The sequence below is a fragment of the Sorangium sp. So ce124 genome, from assembly GCF_051525235.1.
GTDB classification, from domain to species: domain Bacteria; phylum Myxococcota_A; class Polyangia; order Polyangiales; family Polyangiaceae; genus Sorangium; species Sorangium atrum.
The window spans coordinates 6,373,946-6,389,957 of the sequence record NZ_CP150312.1 but is presented as its reverse complement, the minus strand read 5'-3'; the positions used below and the strand labels follow the sequence as shown (position 1 = coordinate 6,389,957).

Here is a 16,012-nt window from a genome sequence, read left to right as displayed (position 1 = left end):
TGAAATGACGAGGTGAGATGATGTCGAAAAGCAAGGCGCTGTTCATCTGTGGATCCATCAACCAGACGACGCAGATGCACCAGATCGCCCGGGAGCTCCCCGAGGTCGACGCGTACTTCACCCCGTATTACGGCGATCGCGACGCCGAGCTCCTGCGGAGGCTCGGCGCACTCGAGGGCACGATCGGCGGCAACAAGCTGCGCGGCCGCTGCCTCGACTACCTCGGTGAGCACGGCCTCCCGGTCGACGACGGGGGCCGGCGGGGCGATTACGACCTCGTACTCCACTGCTCCGATCTCGTGTGGCCGAGCAACATCACCGGGAAGAACGTGGTGCTCGTCCAGGAGGGGATGACCGATCCGGAGAGCCTCCTCTTCCCGCTCGTCAAGCGGGTGCCGCTCCTGCCGCGGTGGCTCGCGGGCACCTCGGCCACCGGCCTCAGCGACCGGTACACGCGCTTCTGCGTGGCGAGCCCGGGATACCGCGACCTCTTCGTCCGCCGCGGCGTCCGGCCCGAGAAGATCGTCGTCACCGGGATACCGAACTTCGACGACTGCGCGCGTTACCGAGACAACAACTTTCCCTTTCGGCACTACGTGCTCGTCTGCACATCGGACATCCGCGAGGTGTTCTGGTACGAGAACCGCGAGAAGTTCATCCGGAAGGCCCGCTCGATCGCCGCCGGGCGCCCGCTCCTGTTCAAGCTCCACCCGAACGAGAAGGTGTCCCGCGCGGTGGCGGAGATCTCGCGGTTCGCGCCCGAGGCGAGCGTCTTCACGGGCGGGTGCGCCGAGCACATGGTCGCCAACTGCGATGTGCTCATCTGCCAGTATTCCTCGCTGGCCCACGTCGGCCTCGCGCTCGGCAAGGAGGTCCACTCGTTCTTCGACATCGACGAGCTCCGCCGGCTCTTGCCCCTCCAGCACGGGCGCGCCGCCAGCAACATCGCCGACGTGTGCCGCGCCCTGCTCGCGGGCGAGGGGCGCGCCGCGCGGGGGCCCGCGGCCGACGCGCCGGCCGCCGCGCGGGGCCGCCGGCGCGGCCTCCCGGCGCGCGCGGCCGCCGCCGAGCCGGAGGAGGTGAGGGCGTGACGACGCTCGTCGTGATCCAGGCCCGCATGGGATCGAGCCGCCTGCCCGGCAAGGTGATGCTGCCGCTCGCGGGCCGGCCGCTCCTCCAGCGCATGGTCGCTCAGGTCGCCGCCGCGCGGTCGCCCTTCAAGCTCACCGTGGCGACCACGGTCGACCCGGCCGACGACCCGATCGCCGCGCTCTGCGCCGGGATCGGCGTGCGGTGCTTCCGCGGCCACCCGACCGATCTGCTCGACCGCCATTACCACGCTGCCGTGCTCGCCGGCGCCGATATCGTCGTGAAGATCCCGTCGGACTGCCCGCTCATCGATCCGGACGTCATCGATCGTGTCCTCGCGTTCTTCCGCAGCACAGAGGGCCGCTACGATTACGTGAGCAACCTCCACCCCGCGACGTACCCCGACGGGAACGACGTCGAGGTCATGACCATCGCGGCGCTCGAGCAGGCGTTCCGCGAGGCGCGGCGCCCCCTCGAGCGCGAGCACACGACGCCGTTCCTCTGGGACAACCCGGGCCGCTTCCGGCTCGGCAACGTCACCTGGGAGACCAGGCGCGACGCCTCCATGTCTCACCGGTTCACGGTCGACTATCGAGAAGATTACGATTTCGTGAAGGCCGTTTACGAAGCGCTCTCCACCCCTCAGAGTCCCGTCGTGAGGCTCGGCCCCATCCTCGAGCTGCTCGCCGCGCGCCCGGACATCATGGCCATCAACGCGAGGTACGCGGGCGTCAACTGGTACAGGCACCACCTGGGCGAGCTCAGGACCGTGTCCGCCAGGGAGACGAGGGTGCCTGGAGACACCGCATGAACGAACTCGGCCCGTCCTGCCGCGCGGAGCTCGCCGCGCTCGCGCTCCGCGTCCGGGAGCACATCGTCCGGATGTCGGCGGACGGCGGGTGCTTCATCGGCGCCTCGCTGTCGTGCGCCGACATCCTCGTCTACCTCTACGCGCGCGTGCTCAGGATAGCGCCGGCGACAGCCGCGGATCCGGGGCGCGACTACTTCTTCCTCTCGAAGGGGCACGACGTCCCCGCGCTCTACGGCACGCTCGCGGAGCTCGGCTTCATCCCCAGGGCGCGCCTCGAGAACCACCTCAAACCCTCGGATTGCATCTACTGGCACCCGAACCGCGCCGTCCCGGGGGTCGAGTTCCACTCCGGCTCGCTCGGACACCTGCTCTCGGTGGCGATCGGGGTCGCGCTCGACATCAAGCTCCGCGCCGAGAGCGGCCGCGTCTACGTGCTGCTCGGCGACGGGGAGCTCGACGAGGGCTCGATCTGGGAGGCGTGCCTCGTGGCGCACGCCCAGGGGCTCGACAACCTCGTGGCGATCGTCGACAGGAACGGGTTCCAGGCCAACATGGCCACGGAAGATCTCCTGCCGCTCGAGCCCCTCGACGAGAAATTCAGGGCGTTCGGCTGGTCGGCGTCGACCTGCGATGGACACGACTTCTCCTCGCTCGCGGCGGCGCTCCGCGGGCTCCCGCGCGAGCCCGAGCGGCCGACGGCGATCATCGCGCGGACCGTCCGCGGCAAGGGGCTCCCCAGCATCGAGGCGCGCGCGGATCGCTGGTTCGTCAGCTTCACGCGCGCCGAGGTCGAGGCGCTGCTCGAGGAGCTCCACGGGGGCGGCCCGGCCGCTGTGACGTCCGAAGCGCGGATCGTGAGGTGATGAAGGTGCGTTACGAAGAGGCGCTCCTCGCGCTCTGTCAGGGCGACCCCCGGCTCGTGGTGATGACCGCCGAGAACCGCGCGGCGATCCGCGGCCTGCCCGCCCGCCTCGGCGGCCGGTTCATCGACGTCGGCATCTGCGAGCAGACGATGATCGGCGCCGCCGCGGGCCTCGCCCTCCGCGGGCGCGTCCCGATCGTCCACGCGCTCGCCACGTTCCTCGTGATGCGCGCCTTCGAGTTCATCCGCACCGACGTCGGCATCCCGGGCCTGCCGGTGAAGCTCATCGGCGCGGTGCCGGGCTTCCTCTCGGAGGCGAACGGGCCGACGCACCAGGCGCTCGAGGACGTCGCGCTGATGCGCGGCGTGCCGGGGATGCAGGTGTTCTGCCCCGCCGACGAGGCGGAGCTCGTCGCCTGTCTCCCCCAGGTCATCGCGAGCCCCGCGCCCTGCTACGTGCGCTACACCGCGCTCCCGCCGCGGTCTCCGCACCCCGAGCCGCCCGCGATCGGCAGGGCGGAGGTCCTCTCGCAGGGGCGCGACGTCGCGATCCTCACGTATGGCTTGCTGGTCGGCGAGGCGCTCTCTGCAGCCGAGTCGCTCGCCGCGCGGGGGCTCTCGGCGCGCGTCGTGAACCTCCGCTGGCTCAAGCCGATCGACGAGGACGCCGTGCTCGACGCGCTCGCCGCGGCGCGCCTCACCATCATCCTGGAGGACCACTTCACGACCGGCGGGCTCGCCTCGATCGTCGCGGAGCTCTGCCTCGCGCGCGGCGTCGCCGCGCCCGTCCTGCCGATCTCGCTCGGGGATCGCTGGTTCACGCCCGCGCTGCTCGCCGACGTCCTCGAGGAGGAGGGCTTCACCGGCCGGCAGATCGCCGCCCGCGTGCTGGCCGAGCTCGACCGGCGATCGTCGCGCTCCGCGCCTCCCACCCGCTGAGCCGGAGAGAGAGATCTCATGAGCCCTCCCACGCAGAGCCGATCCGATTCGAGCGGTCCGAGCCCGGCGGACGCGCCTTGTCCGCGGGCCGCCCCGCGGGACGCCTCGTACCCCGACATCACCCGGTCGAACGCGCTGTTCGAGCGCGCCCGCGGGCTCATCCCGGCGGGGACGCAGACGCTCGCGAAGGGCCCTGGGCAGTGGGTGCGCGGCGTCGCGCCGAAGTACCTCGTGCGCGGCCGGGGCGCGCGCGTCTGGGACGCGGACGGCAACGAGTTCATCGATCTCGTGATGGGCGTCGGCCCGATCTCGCTCGGGTACGCGTACCCCGCGGTGGATCGCGCGATCGCGGAGCAGCTCGCCGAGGGGATCACCTTCTCGCTCATGCACCCGCTCGAGGTCGAGGTGGCGGAGCTCGTGCGGGAGGTCGTCCCAGGCGCCGAGATGGTCCGGTTCAGCAAGACCGGCGCCGACGTCACGAGCGCCGCCGTGCGGCTCGCCCGCGCCTTCACCGGCCGCCGCAAGGTGCTGTGCTGCGGGTACCACGGCTGGCACGACTGGTACATCGCTGTCACGGACCGGAGCGCGGGTATCCCGAGCGAGGCGAGGGATCTCACCTTCACGTTCCAGTACAACGACCTCTCGAGCGTCGAGGCGGCGCTCGACGGCGACACCGCGTGTGTGATCCTCGAGCCGACCGTGTTCGAGGCGCCGGCGCCCGGGTTCCTCGAGGGCCTCGCCGCGCTCTGCCGGGAGCGCGGCGCGCTGCTCGTCTTCGACGAGATGTGGACGGGCTTCCGGCTCGCGCTCGGCGGCGCGCAGGAGCGCTTCGGGGTGACGGCCGATCTCGCCTGCTTCTCCAAGGCGGTCGCGAACGGCATGCCGCTGTCGATCCTGACGGGGCGGCGCGACGTCATGCGCCTCTGCGAGAAGGACGTCTTCTTCTTCACCACGTTCGGCGGAGAGGCCCTGTCGCTCGCCGCCGCGAAGGCGACCATCGAGGAGATCCGCGACAGGGCCGTCCCCGCGCGGTTGGCCGAGCAGGGCAGGAAGCTGAAGGACGGTTACAACGGCTTCGCCCGCGCGCTCGACATGCCGTACACCGCGTGCTCCGGGCCCGAATGCCGCTCGATCGTGACGTTCTCGGGCCCCGAGCCGCTCCTGATGAAGTCGCTCGTGCAGCAGGAGATGCTCGCGCGGGGTGTGCTCTGGGGCGGCTTCCACACGATGTCCTTCTCGCACACCGACGAGGACGTGGCGCGCGTGCTCGGGGCTTATGGAGAGGTCCTTCCCATCCTCAGGGACGCCGTCCGCCGCGGCGACGTCGCTGCGCGCCTCAGGGGCGAGCCGGTCGAGCCGGTCTTCAGGAAGACCCACAACTTCCACGTCAAGCCGAGGCCCGCGGGCTGAGGAGATCCGATGAGCACCACCGTTGCTTTCTCCCTCGACGGCCGCGTGGCCGTCGTCACCGGCGCCCTCGGGCTGCTCGGGAGGCACCATTGCCGCGCGCTCCGGGACGCGGGCGCCCGGGTGATCGCCGCGGATCTCGACCACGCGGCCTGCGAGCGCTTCGCCGCGGAGGAGGGGCTCGCGGCGGGGCAGGGCGTCGACATCACGCGCCGGGCCGCGGTCGAGCGCCTCGCCGACGCGGCGCTCGCGCGGTTCGATCGCATCGACGTGCTCGTGAACAACGCCGCGGTGAACGACAAGTTCGAGAGCCCCGCGGCCTCGGCCGAGCTGTCCCGGTTCGAGAACTACCCGCTCGAGCTCTGGCAGCGCGCGCTCGACGTCAACGTGACGGGCACGTTCCTGTGCTGCCAGGTGATCGGCGCGCACATGGCCCGGCGGCGGCGGGGGAGCATCATCAACATCGCTTCCACCTATGGCGTCGTGGCGCCGGACCAGTCGATCTACCGGCGCCCCGACGGGACGCAGGCGTTCCACAAATCGCCCGCTTACCCTGCGACCAAGGGGGCCGTGCTCTCGCTCACGCGCTTCGCGGCGGCGTACTGGGGCGCTGACGGGGTGCGGGTCAACGCGATCTCGCCCGGCGGCGTGGAGGCCGGGCAAGAGGGGTATTTCATCGAGAGCTACGCGCGCAAGACGCCGCTCGGCCGGATGGCGAAGCCGGAGGAGATCACGGGGGCGCTCGTGTACCTCGCGAGCGACGCCTCGAGCTACGTGACGGGCGCGAACCTGCTCGTCGACGGCGGCTTCACGGCGTGGTGAGGCGGGCGCTCCGATGATCGAGCTCCCCGAGGCCGAGCTGCGCCTGCGGGCGCGCCGGATCCGGCTCGTCCTGACGGACTGCGATGGAGTCCTGACGGACACCGGCGTGTATTACTCGGAGCGCGGCGAGGAGCTGAAGCGCTTCTCCCTGCGCGACGGGATGGGCGTGGAGCGCCTCACGCGCGCCGGCGTCGCGTCGGCGATCGTGACGGGCGAGACGTCGCCGAGCGTGCGGCGGCGGGCGGACAAGCTGGGGATGCGGGTGTTCCTCGGCGTCCGCGACAAGGAGGCTCACCTCCCGGCGGTGCTGCGGGAGGCCGGCGTCGCGCGCGGCGAGGTCGCGTACATCGGCGACGACGTGAACGACCTCGGGATCATGCGGGCGGTTGCCGAGGAGGGCCTCACCGCCGCGCCCGCCGACGCCGTGGCCGCTGTCTTCTGCGCGGTACACCGCCGGTGCGAGGCCCGCGGGGGCCACGGGGCGTTCCGCGATTTCGCCGACTGGATACTCGAGCTCGCGTCGTGAGCCGCGCCTCGCCGCCCTCCGGGGCGGCCGGGAGCGGCGCGCGCCCCGCGCGGGCAACGGAGATGGAGGTTTGCTCATGTGGTCATCACCTGCTGTCGTCAAGATCGGCAATCGGCTCGTGGGCGACGGCGAGCCCGTGTTCGTCATCGCGGAGATCGGCATCAACCACAACGGCTCTCTCGAGATCGCGAAGAAGCTCATCGACGGCGCGTGCCTCGCGGGGTGCGACGCCGTGAAGTTCCAGAAGCGCACGCCGGAGAAGTGCGTGCCGCGGGACCAGTGGCACATCGAGCGTGACACGCCCTGGGGCCGGATGACGTACATCGATTACCGGCACCGGGTCGAGTTCGGCGAGCGCGAGTACGCCGAGATCGATCGTTACTGCAAGGAGCGGGGCATCCTCTGGTTCGCCTCGTGCTGGGACGAGGAGTCGGTCGAGGTGATGGAGCGGTTCGACCCGCCCTGTTACAAGGCGGCCTCCGCGGCGCTGACGGATCACGCCCTCTTGCGCGCGATGAAGGCGACGGGGCGCCCGCTCATCGTGTCGACCGGCATGTCGACGATGGAGGAGATCGAGGCCGGGGTCTCGACGGTCGGGCAGGGCAAGCTGCTCATCGCGCACGCCACGTCGGCGTACCCCTGCGCGCCGGAGCAGCTCAACCTGAGGATGATCGCGACGCTCAAGGCGAGGTACCCGCGCTGCCCGATCGGCTATTCCGGCCACGAGACGGGGCTCGCGCCGTCGGGCGCGGCGGTGGCGCTCGGCGCCACGTTCGTCGAGCGGCACATCACGCTCGATCGGGCGATGTGGGGCACCGACCAGGCGGCGTCGGTCGAGATCGTCGGGCTGATCAAGCTGGTCGCGAACCTCCGCGACATCGAGCGCTCGCTCGGCGACGGGATCAAGCGGGTCTACGAGAACGAGCTCGCGCAGCGGAAGAAGCTCGCCCGGGTGCGCCCGTCCGACGGCGCCGCGGCGAGCGGGGCACGCGCCGACTGAGGCGGAGTGAAGCGGGCCGAGGGGCGATGTTGCTCGACGTGCTTGGTGACTGGAGGGTCCTCTCGCCGCTGCTCATCGCGGGCGCGGCGGGGGCGCTCATCGGCCTGGAGCGGCTGTTCCCGCACACTCCGGGACAGCGCCTCTTCCGCAAGGGCTTCTTCGACGACTTCTTCCTTTACACGCTGGCGCAGAGCTACGCCCTCGGCCTCGTCATCGACGCGATCATCCGCGCGATCGACGGGGCCGTCGGGTCCGGGCGCCTGCGGCTCGTCTCGGGCTGGCCGGTGTGGGCCCAGCTCCTGTTCTTCTTCTTCGTCCACGACTTCTACATCTACTGGTTCCACCGGCTGCAGCACTGGTCGCCGGTCCTCTGGCGGACGCACGAGGCGCACCACTCGGTGGAGGACGTCGACTGGCTCGCGGGGTCGCGGTCGCACCCGATCGAGATCCTGATCAACCAGACGGTCGAGTTCGCGCCGATCGTGCTGCTCGGCGCCGCGCCCGAGGTCGCGCTGATGAAGGCGACGCTCGACGCGGTGTGGGGGATGTACATCCACGCGAACATCGATGTCCGGACAGGCCCGCTCCAGTACGTGATCAACGGGCCGGAGATGCACCGGTGGCACCACTCGGGCGTCTTCACCGGGTACGGCTTCAACTTCGGGACGAAGCTTGCGGTGTGGGACTGGCTCTTCGGCACGGCGTACCGGCCGGCGGGCGAGAAGCCGCCCTGCTACGGGCTCGTGGGCGTCGACTTTCCGGAGGGGTACCTTCGGCAGATCGTGGCAGCGTTCCGGCGGCCGGGGGGCGCGGCCCGCGACGGCACGGACGACGCTCCCGAGGCGTGCTCGACGTCGGGCGAGGGGGCTCCGGAGACGTCGACGAAGGGCTCGCCTGCCGCCGTGTGACGAACCACGCCCGAGAGGGAGCCTCGCTCCCTGCACATGATGACCACCGTCCATGAGCCGTTGCGACGCCGCAAGACCACCACATGTGGCGCGCAGCGAGGCAATTTGCCACACATCTAACGCCCGCCCGCCGGCTGAATTCCGGGGATTTTGGCCCAGGTGAAGGCGCTCGCCAGCGGCCCCAGCCTGGGCACGCTTGCTGCCGTCGAGGTCGGTCATGTCGACCGAGGGCGAGGTGCGCGATGCCACAAAGACAAGAACCCGCACAGTCCGGCCAGAAGTGGCGCCTTACGTAGTAGGAATCGGCGCTTCGGCGGGGGGGCTCGAGGCGCTCGAGCACTTCTTCGAGAACATCCCGAAGGAGAGCGGGATGGCCTTCGTCGTGGTCCAGCACCTGTCGCCGGACTTCAAGAGCCTGATGGACGAGATCCTCGGGCGCCGCACCGAGCTGCCCATTCACCTCGTCGAGAACGGCATGCTGGTCGAGCCCGACCACGTCTATCTGATCCCGCCGAAGAAGGAGATGATCATCTCCGGCGACCGCCTCCTCCTGAGCGAGAGGGATCGCGACCAGGAGCTCGCGCTGCCCATCGACGTGTTCTTTCGATCCCTCGCGCAGGACTGCGGCCCGCGGGCGATCGCCGTGGTCCTCTCCGGGGGTGGCAGCGACGGCTCACGGGGGATCCGCGCGGTCCACGAGGCGGGCGGGCTGGTCGTCGTGCAGGACGTCGACAGCGCGCAGTTCGACGGGATGCCGAAGACCGCGCGAGACGCCGGTGTGGCCGACTGCGTCCTGCCTCCCCAGGACATGCCGCGCGTGCTCCTCGATCACGTGAGGTCCAAGGGGCGTAGCCCGGAGCGAGACGCGGTCAGGGTCGATCAGGGGATGAGCGCGGTTTACAGGATGCTCGAGGAGCAGTTCGGCATCGACTTCACGCACTACAAACCGAGCACGGTCACCCGGCGCATCGAGCGGCGGATCCAGCTCGCGCATACGGACGACATTGAACAGTACGTCAAGCGCTTGAAGAGCAAGTCGAGCGAGCTCGACGTGCTCTACCGTGATCTCCTCATCGGCGTGACGCGCTTCTTCCGGAACGAGGAAGCGTTCGGCATCCTCGAGCGCTCGGTGCTCCCCGAGCTCCTGCGCGCGGGGCCGCGCGACGCCCCATTCCGCGTCTGGGTCGCCGGCTGCGCGACGGGCGAAGAGGTCTATTCGCTCGCCATCCTCCTCCACGAGCTCACCTCCCGGACCGGCCACCGCCCGTTCAAGGTCTTCGCGACCGACGTGCACCATGGATCGCTCGAGATCGCGACGCGCGGGCTCTACGAGGAAGAGGCGGTGGTGAACGTCTCCCCCGAGCGCCTCGAGCGGCATTTCATCCGGCGCGGACGCAGCTACCAGGTTGTCCCGGATCTCCGCCAGGCGGTGGTCTTCGCGCACCACAACGTGATCAAGGACGCGCCGTTCACGCGCGTCGACTTCATCAGCTGCCGCAACGTGCTCATCTACCTTCAGCCGGCGGTGCAGCAGAAGGTCCTGAGCCTCTTTCACTTCGCGCTCAACCGCGGGGGCGTGGTCTTCCTCGGGCCCAGCGAGACGCCGGGGCACCTCGCGCACGACTTCGAGATCGTCGACAAGCAATGGCGGATCTACCGGAAGTACAGCGACCGGCGGATGCAGGTCGAGCCCCGCTTTCAGCCGGCATCGACGAAGGCCCGGAGCGCCCCGCGCTCGGGGATCACCGCGCCCGTCGCGCGCAACCCGGCGTCGTACCTGCTCGGGACCTACGACGCGCTGCTCGACGAGTTCATGCCTCCGAGCCTCCTCGTCAATGACACAGGGGAGCTCGTCCACGCGTTCGGCGGCGCGAGCCGGTTCCTGAAGGTCAAGGATGGCAGACAGGGGCTCGACGCCTTCGAGATGCTGGACGGCGACCTCAAGCTGGTGCTGACGGGGGCCTCCGGCGCGTCATCAACGAGCGCACGGCGATCGTGTTCAAGGGGGTGCAGGCGGAGGGCGGCGTCTACAAGATCACGATGCGCCGGGTCGAGAGCCGACGAGGCTCCTTGCCCCACGTCCTCATCACGTTCGACGCGATCGACGCGATCGACGCGAACGACGGGGCGCCGCGCCGGGCGGCGATGCCGGTGAAGGAGATCGACCTGGACGACGTATCGCGCGAGCAGCTCGGCGCGCTCGAGGCGGAGCTCGGTTACACGAAGCAGACCTTGCAGGCGACGACCGAGCAGCTCGAGGCGAGCAACGAGGAGCTGCAGGCGGCGAACGAAGAGCTCCTCGCTTCCAACGAGGAGCTGCAGAGCACGAACGAGGAGCTCCAGAGCGTCAACGAGGAGCTCTATTCGGTGAACGCGGAGTACCAGCGGAAGATCGCCGATCTCACCGAGCTCGGAAACGACATGGAGAACCTCCTGTCGAGCACGGACATCGGCACCATCTTCCTCGACAGGGAGCTCAAGATCAGGAAATTCACGCCGCAGATCGCGGAGAGCTTCAACCTGCTCTTGCAGGACGTCGGCAGACCGATCGAGACGTTCACGTATGCGGTCGACCACCCGGAGCTCACCGCGGATCTCAAGCGCGTGCTCGCGACGGGGGAGCGCGTGGAGCGCGAGCTGCGCGACCGGCATGGTCGCTCGTTCTTTCTTCGCATCCTCCCCTACCGTGCCAAGGGCACCATCGCGGGGGTCGTGCTCACGCTCATCGACGTGAGCGGCCTGAAGGCGGCGGAGGACGCGCTCTTCCACGAGCGCTATCTCCTGAACAGCCTGCTCCGCAGCGTGCCCGACGCGATCTACTTCAAGGACGCGCGCGGCCGGTTCATTCGCACGAACAACGCCATGGCGGAGCGCCTCGGCCTCTCCGATCCAGGCGAAGCGGCGGGCAAGACCGGCTTCGAGCTGCCCGGGTACGAGGCGGCGCTCGCCGTTCACAAGCAGGACGAGGTGGTGCTGCGGACCGGCGAGGCGCAGCATTACAAGCTGGAGAAGCGCGTGCGGCAGGATGGCGTCGTGGAGTGGGACCTCGTCACGCGGCTCCCGCTCATCGACGCGGCGCGCCACATCGTGGGTATCATCGGGATCTTCAGGAGCGTCACCGCGCAAAAGCGATCGGAGGAGCAGATCAAGGACGCCGTGCGCAGGCGCGACGAGTTCCTCGCCATGCTGTCGCACGAGCTCCGCAACCCTCTTGGCGCGATCGTCCACGCCACGGCGCTGCTCAAGGAAGACTGCTCCGCGCCTTCCGGCGCGTCCGGGATCGACGAGAAGGTCGTCCAGATCCTCGAGCGTCAGTCCGCGCAGATGGCGCGCCTGCTCGACGATCTGCTGGAGGCGAGCCGCGTCACGCAGAACAAGATCGAGCTTCGAAAGCGCGTGCTCGACCTCGGCTCGGTGGTGAAGGACGCCGCCGACGCGGTCAAGAACCTCATGGACACGCGCGGCGTCGATTTCGCGGTCATCGTCGATCCCGAGCCGATCTGGGTCGAGGGCGACCCTGCGCGGCTCCAGCAGGTTCACGTGAACCTGCTCAACAACGCTGCGAAGTACACCTCGCGGGGGGGTCATGTCACGCTGGAGGCCAAGCGCGTGGACGGACACGCGGTGGTCCGCGTGAAGGACGACGGCGTCGGGATCCCGAAGGAGATGCTCGACACGGTGTTCGAGCTCTTCGTGCAATCGAGCCGCACCCTGGACCGCTCGGCGGGGGGGCTCGGCGTGGGGCTCACCCTCGTCCGAGGCCTCGTCGAAAAGCACGGCGGCACCGTGAGCGCGCGGAGCGAGGGAGAGGGCAAAGGGTGCGAGTTCGAGGTGCGGCTGCCGATCTCCGAGCCGCCATCCGAGCAGGAGGCGGCGCGCGGCTCGCTCCTCGGGAAGCTCCCCAGGAGATCGCGGGTCGTCGTCGTGGAGGACAACGACGACGGTCGCGAGGCGCTCTGCGCGCTCCTGACGCGCGCCGGGTTCGAGTGCCATTCGGCGAATCACGGGATCTCGGGGATCGAGCTCATGGACGAGGTGCTCCCGCACGTCGCCATCGTGGACATCGGGCTGCCGGGGATCGACGGCCTCGAGTTCGCGCGCCGCGTTCGAGAGAAGCCCCAGCACAAGAACGTCTATCTGATCGCGCTCACCGGCTACGGGCAGCAGGGCGACCGCGAGAGGGCGCGTGGAGCCGGGTTTGACGAGCACATCGTGAAGCCCGTCGATCTCGGCACGCTCAAGCGGCTGCTCGCCGAAGGCGAGCCGGTGACGGGCGAGAGCGGCGCCTGAAGCGCTCGACCCGGGCCCATGTCGCGGCGCCCGGGCTGCGCCGCGGGGTAGGGCCGGGCGCCGCCCTGGAGACGGTCATTCGAAGGCGATCGACCAGCCGTTCGAGCCGCAGCACTCGAAGGAGATCTGCCCGTCGTCACCGCCGCCGCCGACCATGCGGAGCGTGGCCTGGCTGGACACGACGCCGCTCACCGCGAAGCTCGTATCGCAAGCGGCGGTGACCTCGAGGGGAGTCGGCCCGTCGAAGGTCACGACGAAGTCGGCGGTCTCGCCGTCGTTGCAGCCGACCGAGATACCCACGCTCGCGATCGCGTGCTCACCGCCGAGATCACAGGGATACTCGTCGCCCACAAGGATGGCGCCCGCGCCGGGGCAGAGCACCTCGCGAGGTCCGCACGGGGCGCAGGCGCCGCCGCAATCGACGCCGCCCTCGCCCTCGTCCTCCACGCCGTTGAAGCAGGGGTCGTCGCCGAAGTCGCCGAGCCCGTAGACGCAGAGCTGGTTGGAGAACGACGGGAGGAAGACCCTGCCGTCGGCGATGGTGGGCGGCGAGAACTTGGCGAAATCGCCGCAGTCGTCGCGCGCGGCGATCTGCTGCGAGGTCCAGAGGACGCGCGAGAGATCCGAGGCGTCGAACGCCTCCAGGATCCCCGGGCGCACGGCCTGGTTCGCGTCGCCGCGGAGCGGGTGCGTCGCCCACAGGATTCCGGTGCCGGGGGCGCCGCCGCTCGCCGAGAGCGAGAGGATCCCGCCGGGCATGCCCGGCGGCGCCGGCCGCTGGCTCTGGCCGGCCGGCTGGAACTGCGCGCCGTCCCAGCGGAAGCCGCGGAGGTAGTTGTTCTCGCCCCACACGTAGATCATCGAGCCGCCCGGCAGATCCCAGACGATGGGGGAGCCGTGGACGTGGTCCTGCGTCACCGGGAACGTCTGCACTATCTGCGTGTCGCCCTCCGGGTTGAACCCGCCCAGGTCGTGGCGATCGAGCACGTACACGTAACCGCCCTTGCCCGCGCCGACGAGCAGGTTCGAGCGGGGCAGGAGGAGCGCGCCGGACGAGCCGAGATCGAGGTCGAGCTCGTTGAGGTGCTCGACGTTGTACGGCGTGAAGTGATCGAGCACCTCGAGCTCGGGAGACAGCCGGACGACGCTGCTGCCGAAGTTCTCGGCGCCGTCGAAGGTGCCATTGCCGGTCAGGAGGTAAACGCTGCCGTCGGCGTCGACGCTCACCCCCTGTCCAGCCATCCAGATGCCGCCCGCCCAGCCGCCGGGCGTGTCGTTCCAGACAGCGCGCTGCTTCAGCGTCGCCGCGTCGTGGGCGAGGACCCAGCCGTGGTAAGGCCCGGTGTCGCAGTAGCCGGCGAAGGCGATGTATATCATGCCGTTCGCGAGCGTGAGCGCCGGCCTCTGGTTCTCGATCGCCGGGTCGAACACGAGGGTGCCGTCCACGCTGCCGTCACCGGTGCCCGGCGCGCTGGCCTCGAGGACGACCGGGCTGTTCGGCCGTTCCGCGCCGGTGGCGAGGTCGAGCGCGCGGAGCCGATAGACCTGCTCGCCGCCGTTCTCCTTGGTCTTGGCGACCGCGTAGATCGTGCCCGTCGCGTCGTCGATCACGGGCGTGCTCAGGATGCCGATGTTGCCGCTGATGTCCCGGTAAACCCCGCACGCCTGGCCGACGTCGAGGTGGTCGACCGGCGTCACGCCGTTCGCCGGATCGTTGAAGTTGACGTGCCAGAGCGGCTCGCCGGCCTGCGGATCGCGGGCGTCGAACGCGTAGACCGAGTTGTTCATCGTGGCGACGTAGACGACGTCGCGCGTGCCCTGGCCGGGGATGGCCACGCCGGGCACGTAGAGCGGCTGCGCGTAGATCTGGTCGTCGACGGCGCGCCGGAACAGGAGCCCGAACTGGCTCGCGTTCACGTTCTCGGTGGTGAGCGTGGTCTCGGCGAGGTTCGCGCCGGTGCGCTCGTTGTCGTTGTGGAACGTGAGGACGCGCGTGCTGCCCGGCGCGGTGCCGCCGCCTCCGCCGCCCTGCTCTACCGCTCCGGCGGAGCCGCCGTCGCCGCCGTCACGGCCTCCGGCGCCGCCGCCGCCGTCACGGCCTCCGGCGCTGCCGTCGCCGTCGCCGTCGCGGCCTCCGGCGCCGCCCGCGCCCGGGGCCTGGGCCGGCGACACGACCTCTGGAGCGACGCACGACGCGGCCGCGGCGCCGAGCGCCAGAGAGAGCCCGAGCGCGGTGATGGACGTGAGATGCCGGCGCGGGGCGCCCATGCGCCGGCCTGTGGAGAGCGAGCTTGCCATGACGAGCCTTTCGATGAAATCGGACCGAAACGCGCCGGACGGGGCGGGCCGCGATGGCCCCGGACGTCCGGCGATCGACGGGCGGCCGGCAGAGGCGCAGCGGTGGATGCGCGCCTCCGGCTCATGAATGCACCCGGCTCATCCGTCCTTCATGTCATAGCGCTCATCCGTGTCGTTTTCGTGACACCGGCGTCGGTCGCGCCGCGGCGCGGGCGCGCCGTCGGCGAGGCGACATGAGCCCTCGCGTGAGCGTGGAGCTCATACGAAGCGCACGACGGGTCAGAGGCACTCGACGAGGCCGTCGTAGAGCGATCTGTCCGTTCCAGGGAGCGCCGCGTTGATCGCCCGACCTGACGGCGCCGAGAGCGCCTCGACGAGGTCGGTCACGGCGGTGTCCGGGGCGACGGGCATCTCGCAGAGGAAGATCCTCGCGTCCACCTCCACCTCGCCCGTGGAAGGCACGATCTCCTCGTTGCTCGCGGCGAGGACCCACACGCAGCTCCCTATCGTCCCGGCGTGCTCCTCGACGGAGCAACGGAGTCGAAGCGGCATGTAGTTCGTGAAATCGCCTTCGCAGAACGTGTCGCCGCACACGACATCGAAGTCGTCGTTCAGCTCGCGAAGCAGCCCGTACCAGGCGTCGATCTCGGCCGAGCTCGTGAAGTACGACTCGGCGTCGACGAAGCTCTTCGCGCCTGTCGAGCTGGCCGGCGCCGCTGCGTCGTCGTGCTGCGGTGTGGCGCTCTCCGGCGGCTCCGGGGCGCCGCCTTGCGCTGCGGAGCAGGCGAGCGCGAGGACAGGGAGAAGCATGGACATGGCATGATGAACCGACATGAGTGCCTCCATCCGAGCGCGGCGCGTGGCGCCGGCTCGGGCTAACACGCCGCTTCCGGGCCTCGCGCTGCCCCGCAACGGCGGGACCAGCGCGAGGTCGGACCTTCGCGGCGTTCTGGTGGGCACGTAGTGCGAGCGGTGTGCCGCGGCCTTTTTGCCGGATCTTCTGGCCCCCTCCGCGCTCCGGGACCTGGCGGCCGCCACGCGCGCCGCCAGTTCCGCCAGC

13 protein-coding genes are annotated in these 16,012 nt (G+C 70.1%); 11 read left to right on the top strand and 2 right to left on the bottom strand.

From position 1 onward, the window contains the following. The first annotated feature begins 17 nt into the window (after positions 1 to 17). The 11 genes from WMF19_RS23895 to WMF19_RS23845 all read left to right on the top strand — a co-directional run bounded on the left by WMF19_RS23895 (position 18) and on the right by WMF19_RS23845 (position 12,654). Positions 18 to 1,091 carry a hypothetical protein gene (locus WMF19_RS23895; protein ID WP_437901219.1) on the top strand — a complete coding sequence of 358 codons (1,074 nt, stop codon included), beginning with the start codon at positions 18 to 20 and terminating at the stop codon, positions 1,089 to 1,091. After that, the gene (locus tag WMF19_RS23890) at positions 1,088 to 1,900 is read left to right on the top strand and encodes a cytidylyltransferase domain-containing protein (RefSeq protein ID WP_437901217.1); all 813 of its coding nucleotides are present in this window, start codon (positions 1,088 to 1,090) and stop codon (positions 1,898 to 1,900) included. The genes WMF19_RS23895 and WMF19_RS23890 overlap by 4 nt, the downstream gene beginning before the upstream one ends. Continuing rightward, positions 1,897 to 2,763 carry a transketolase gene (locus tag WMF19_RS23885; protein WP_437901215.1) on the top strand — a complete coding sequence of 289 codons (867 nt, stop codon included), beginning with the start codon at positions 1,897 to 1,899 and terminating at the stop codon, positions 2,761 to 2,763. Before WMF19_RS23890 ends, WMF19_RS23885 begins: the two co-directional genes overlap by 4 nt. Then, entirely contained in the window at positions 2,763 to 3,701 is a 939-nt protein-coding gene (locus WMF19_RS23880; RefSeq protein ID WP_437901214.1) for a transketolase family protein, read from the top strand. Before WMF19_RS23885 ends, WMF19_RS23880 begins: the two co-directional genes overlap by 1 nt. An 18-nt stretch (positions 3,702 to 3,719) precedes the next feature. After that, positions 3,720 to 5,111: an aminotransferase class III-fold pyridoxal phosphate-dependent enzyme gene (locus WMF19_RS23875; protein ID WP_437901212.1), complete on the top strand. Its 1,392-nt coding sequence runs from the start codon at positions 3,720 to 3,722 to the stop codon at positions 5,109 to 5,111. A 9-nt stretch (positions 5,112 to 5,120) separates the two neighbouring features. Continuing rightward, on the top strand, positions 5,121 to 5,930 hold the full coding sequence (locus WMF19_RS23870; RefSeq protein WP_437901210.1) for an SDR family oxidoreductase: 810 nt from the start codon (positions 5,121 to 5,123) through the stop codon (positions 5,928 to 5,930). A gap of 13 nt (positions 5,931 to 5,943) precedes the next feature. Beyond that, positions 5,944 to 6,456, top strand: coding sequence for a KdsC family phosphatase (locus WMF19_RS23865; protein ID WP_437901209.1), 513 nt, complete (start codon positions 5,944 to 5,946; stop codon positions 6,454 to 6,456). A 76-nt stretch (positions 6,457 to 6,532) separates the two neighbouring features. After that, positions 6,533 to 7,456, top strand: a complete 924-nt coding sequence (locus tag WMF19_RS23860; protein ID WP_437901207.1) for an N-acetylneuraminate synthase family protein — start codon at positions 6,533 to 6,535, stop codon at positions 7,454 to 7,456. 26 nt (positions 7,457 to 7,482) lie between these two features. Continuing rightward, positions 7,483 to 8,364, top strand: a complete 882-nt coding sequence (locus WMF19_RS23855) for a sterol desaturase family protein (RefSeq protein WP_437901205.1) — start codon at positions 7,483 to 7,485, stop codon at positions 8,362 to 8,364. Between the two features lie 280 nt (positions 8,365 to 8,644). After that, positions 8,645 to 10,519 (top strand): chemotaxis protein CheB, encoded by a 1,875-nt coding sequence (locus WMF19_RS23850; RefSeq protein WP_437901203.1) that lies wholly within the window; start codon positions 8,645 to 8,647, stop codon positions 10,517 to 10,519. Continuing rightward, positions 10,405 to 12,654 (top strand): ATP-binding protein, encoded by a 2,250-nt coding sequence (locus WMF19_RS23845; RefSeq protein WP_437901665.1) that lies wholly within the window; start codon positions 10,405 to 10,407, stop codon positions 12,652 to 12,654. Before WMF19_RS23850 ends, WMF19_RS23845 begins: the two co-directional genes overlap by 115 nt. A 75-nt stretch (positions 12,655 to 12,729) precedes the next feature. Here WMF19_RS23845 and WMF19_RS23840 read toward each other — a convergent pair whose 3' ends face one another. Further along, on the bottom strand, positions 12,730 to 14,952 hold the full coding sequence (locus WMF19_RS23840; protein WP_437901201.1) for a hypothetical protein: 2,223 nt from the start codon (positions 14,950 to 14,952) through the stop codon (positions 12,730 to 12,732). 279 nt (positions 14,953 to 15,231) lie between these two features. Further along, on the bottom strand, positions 15,232 to 15,786 hold the full coding sequence (locus WMF19_RS23835; RefSeq protein WP_437901199.1) for a hypothetical protein: 555 nt from the start codon (positions 15,784 to 15,786) through the stop codon (positions 15,232 to 15,234). Positions 15,787 to 16,012 lie beyond the last annotated feature (226 nt).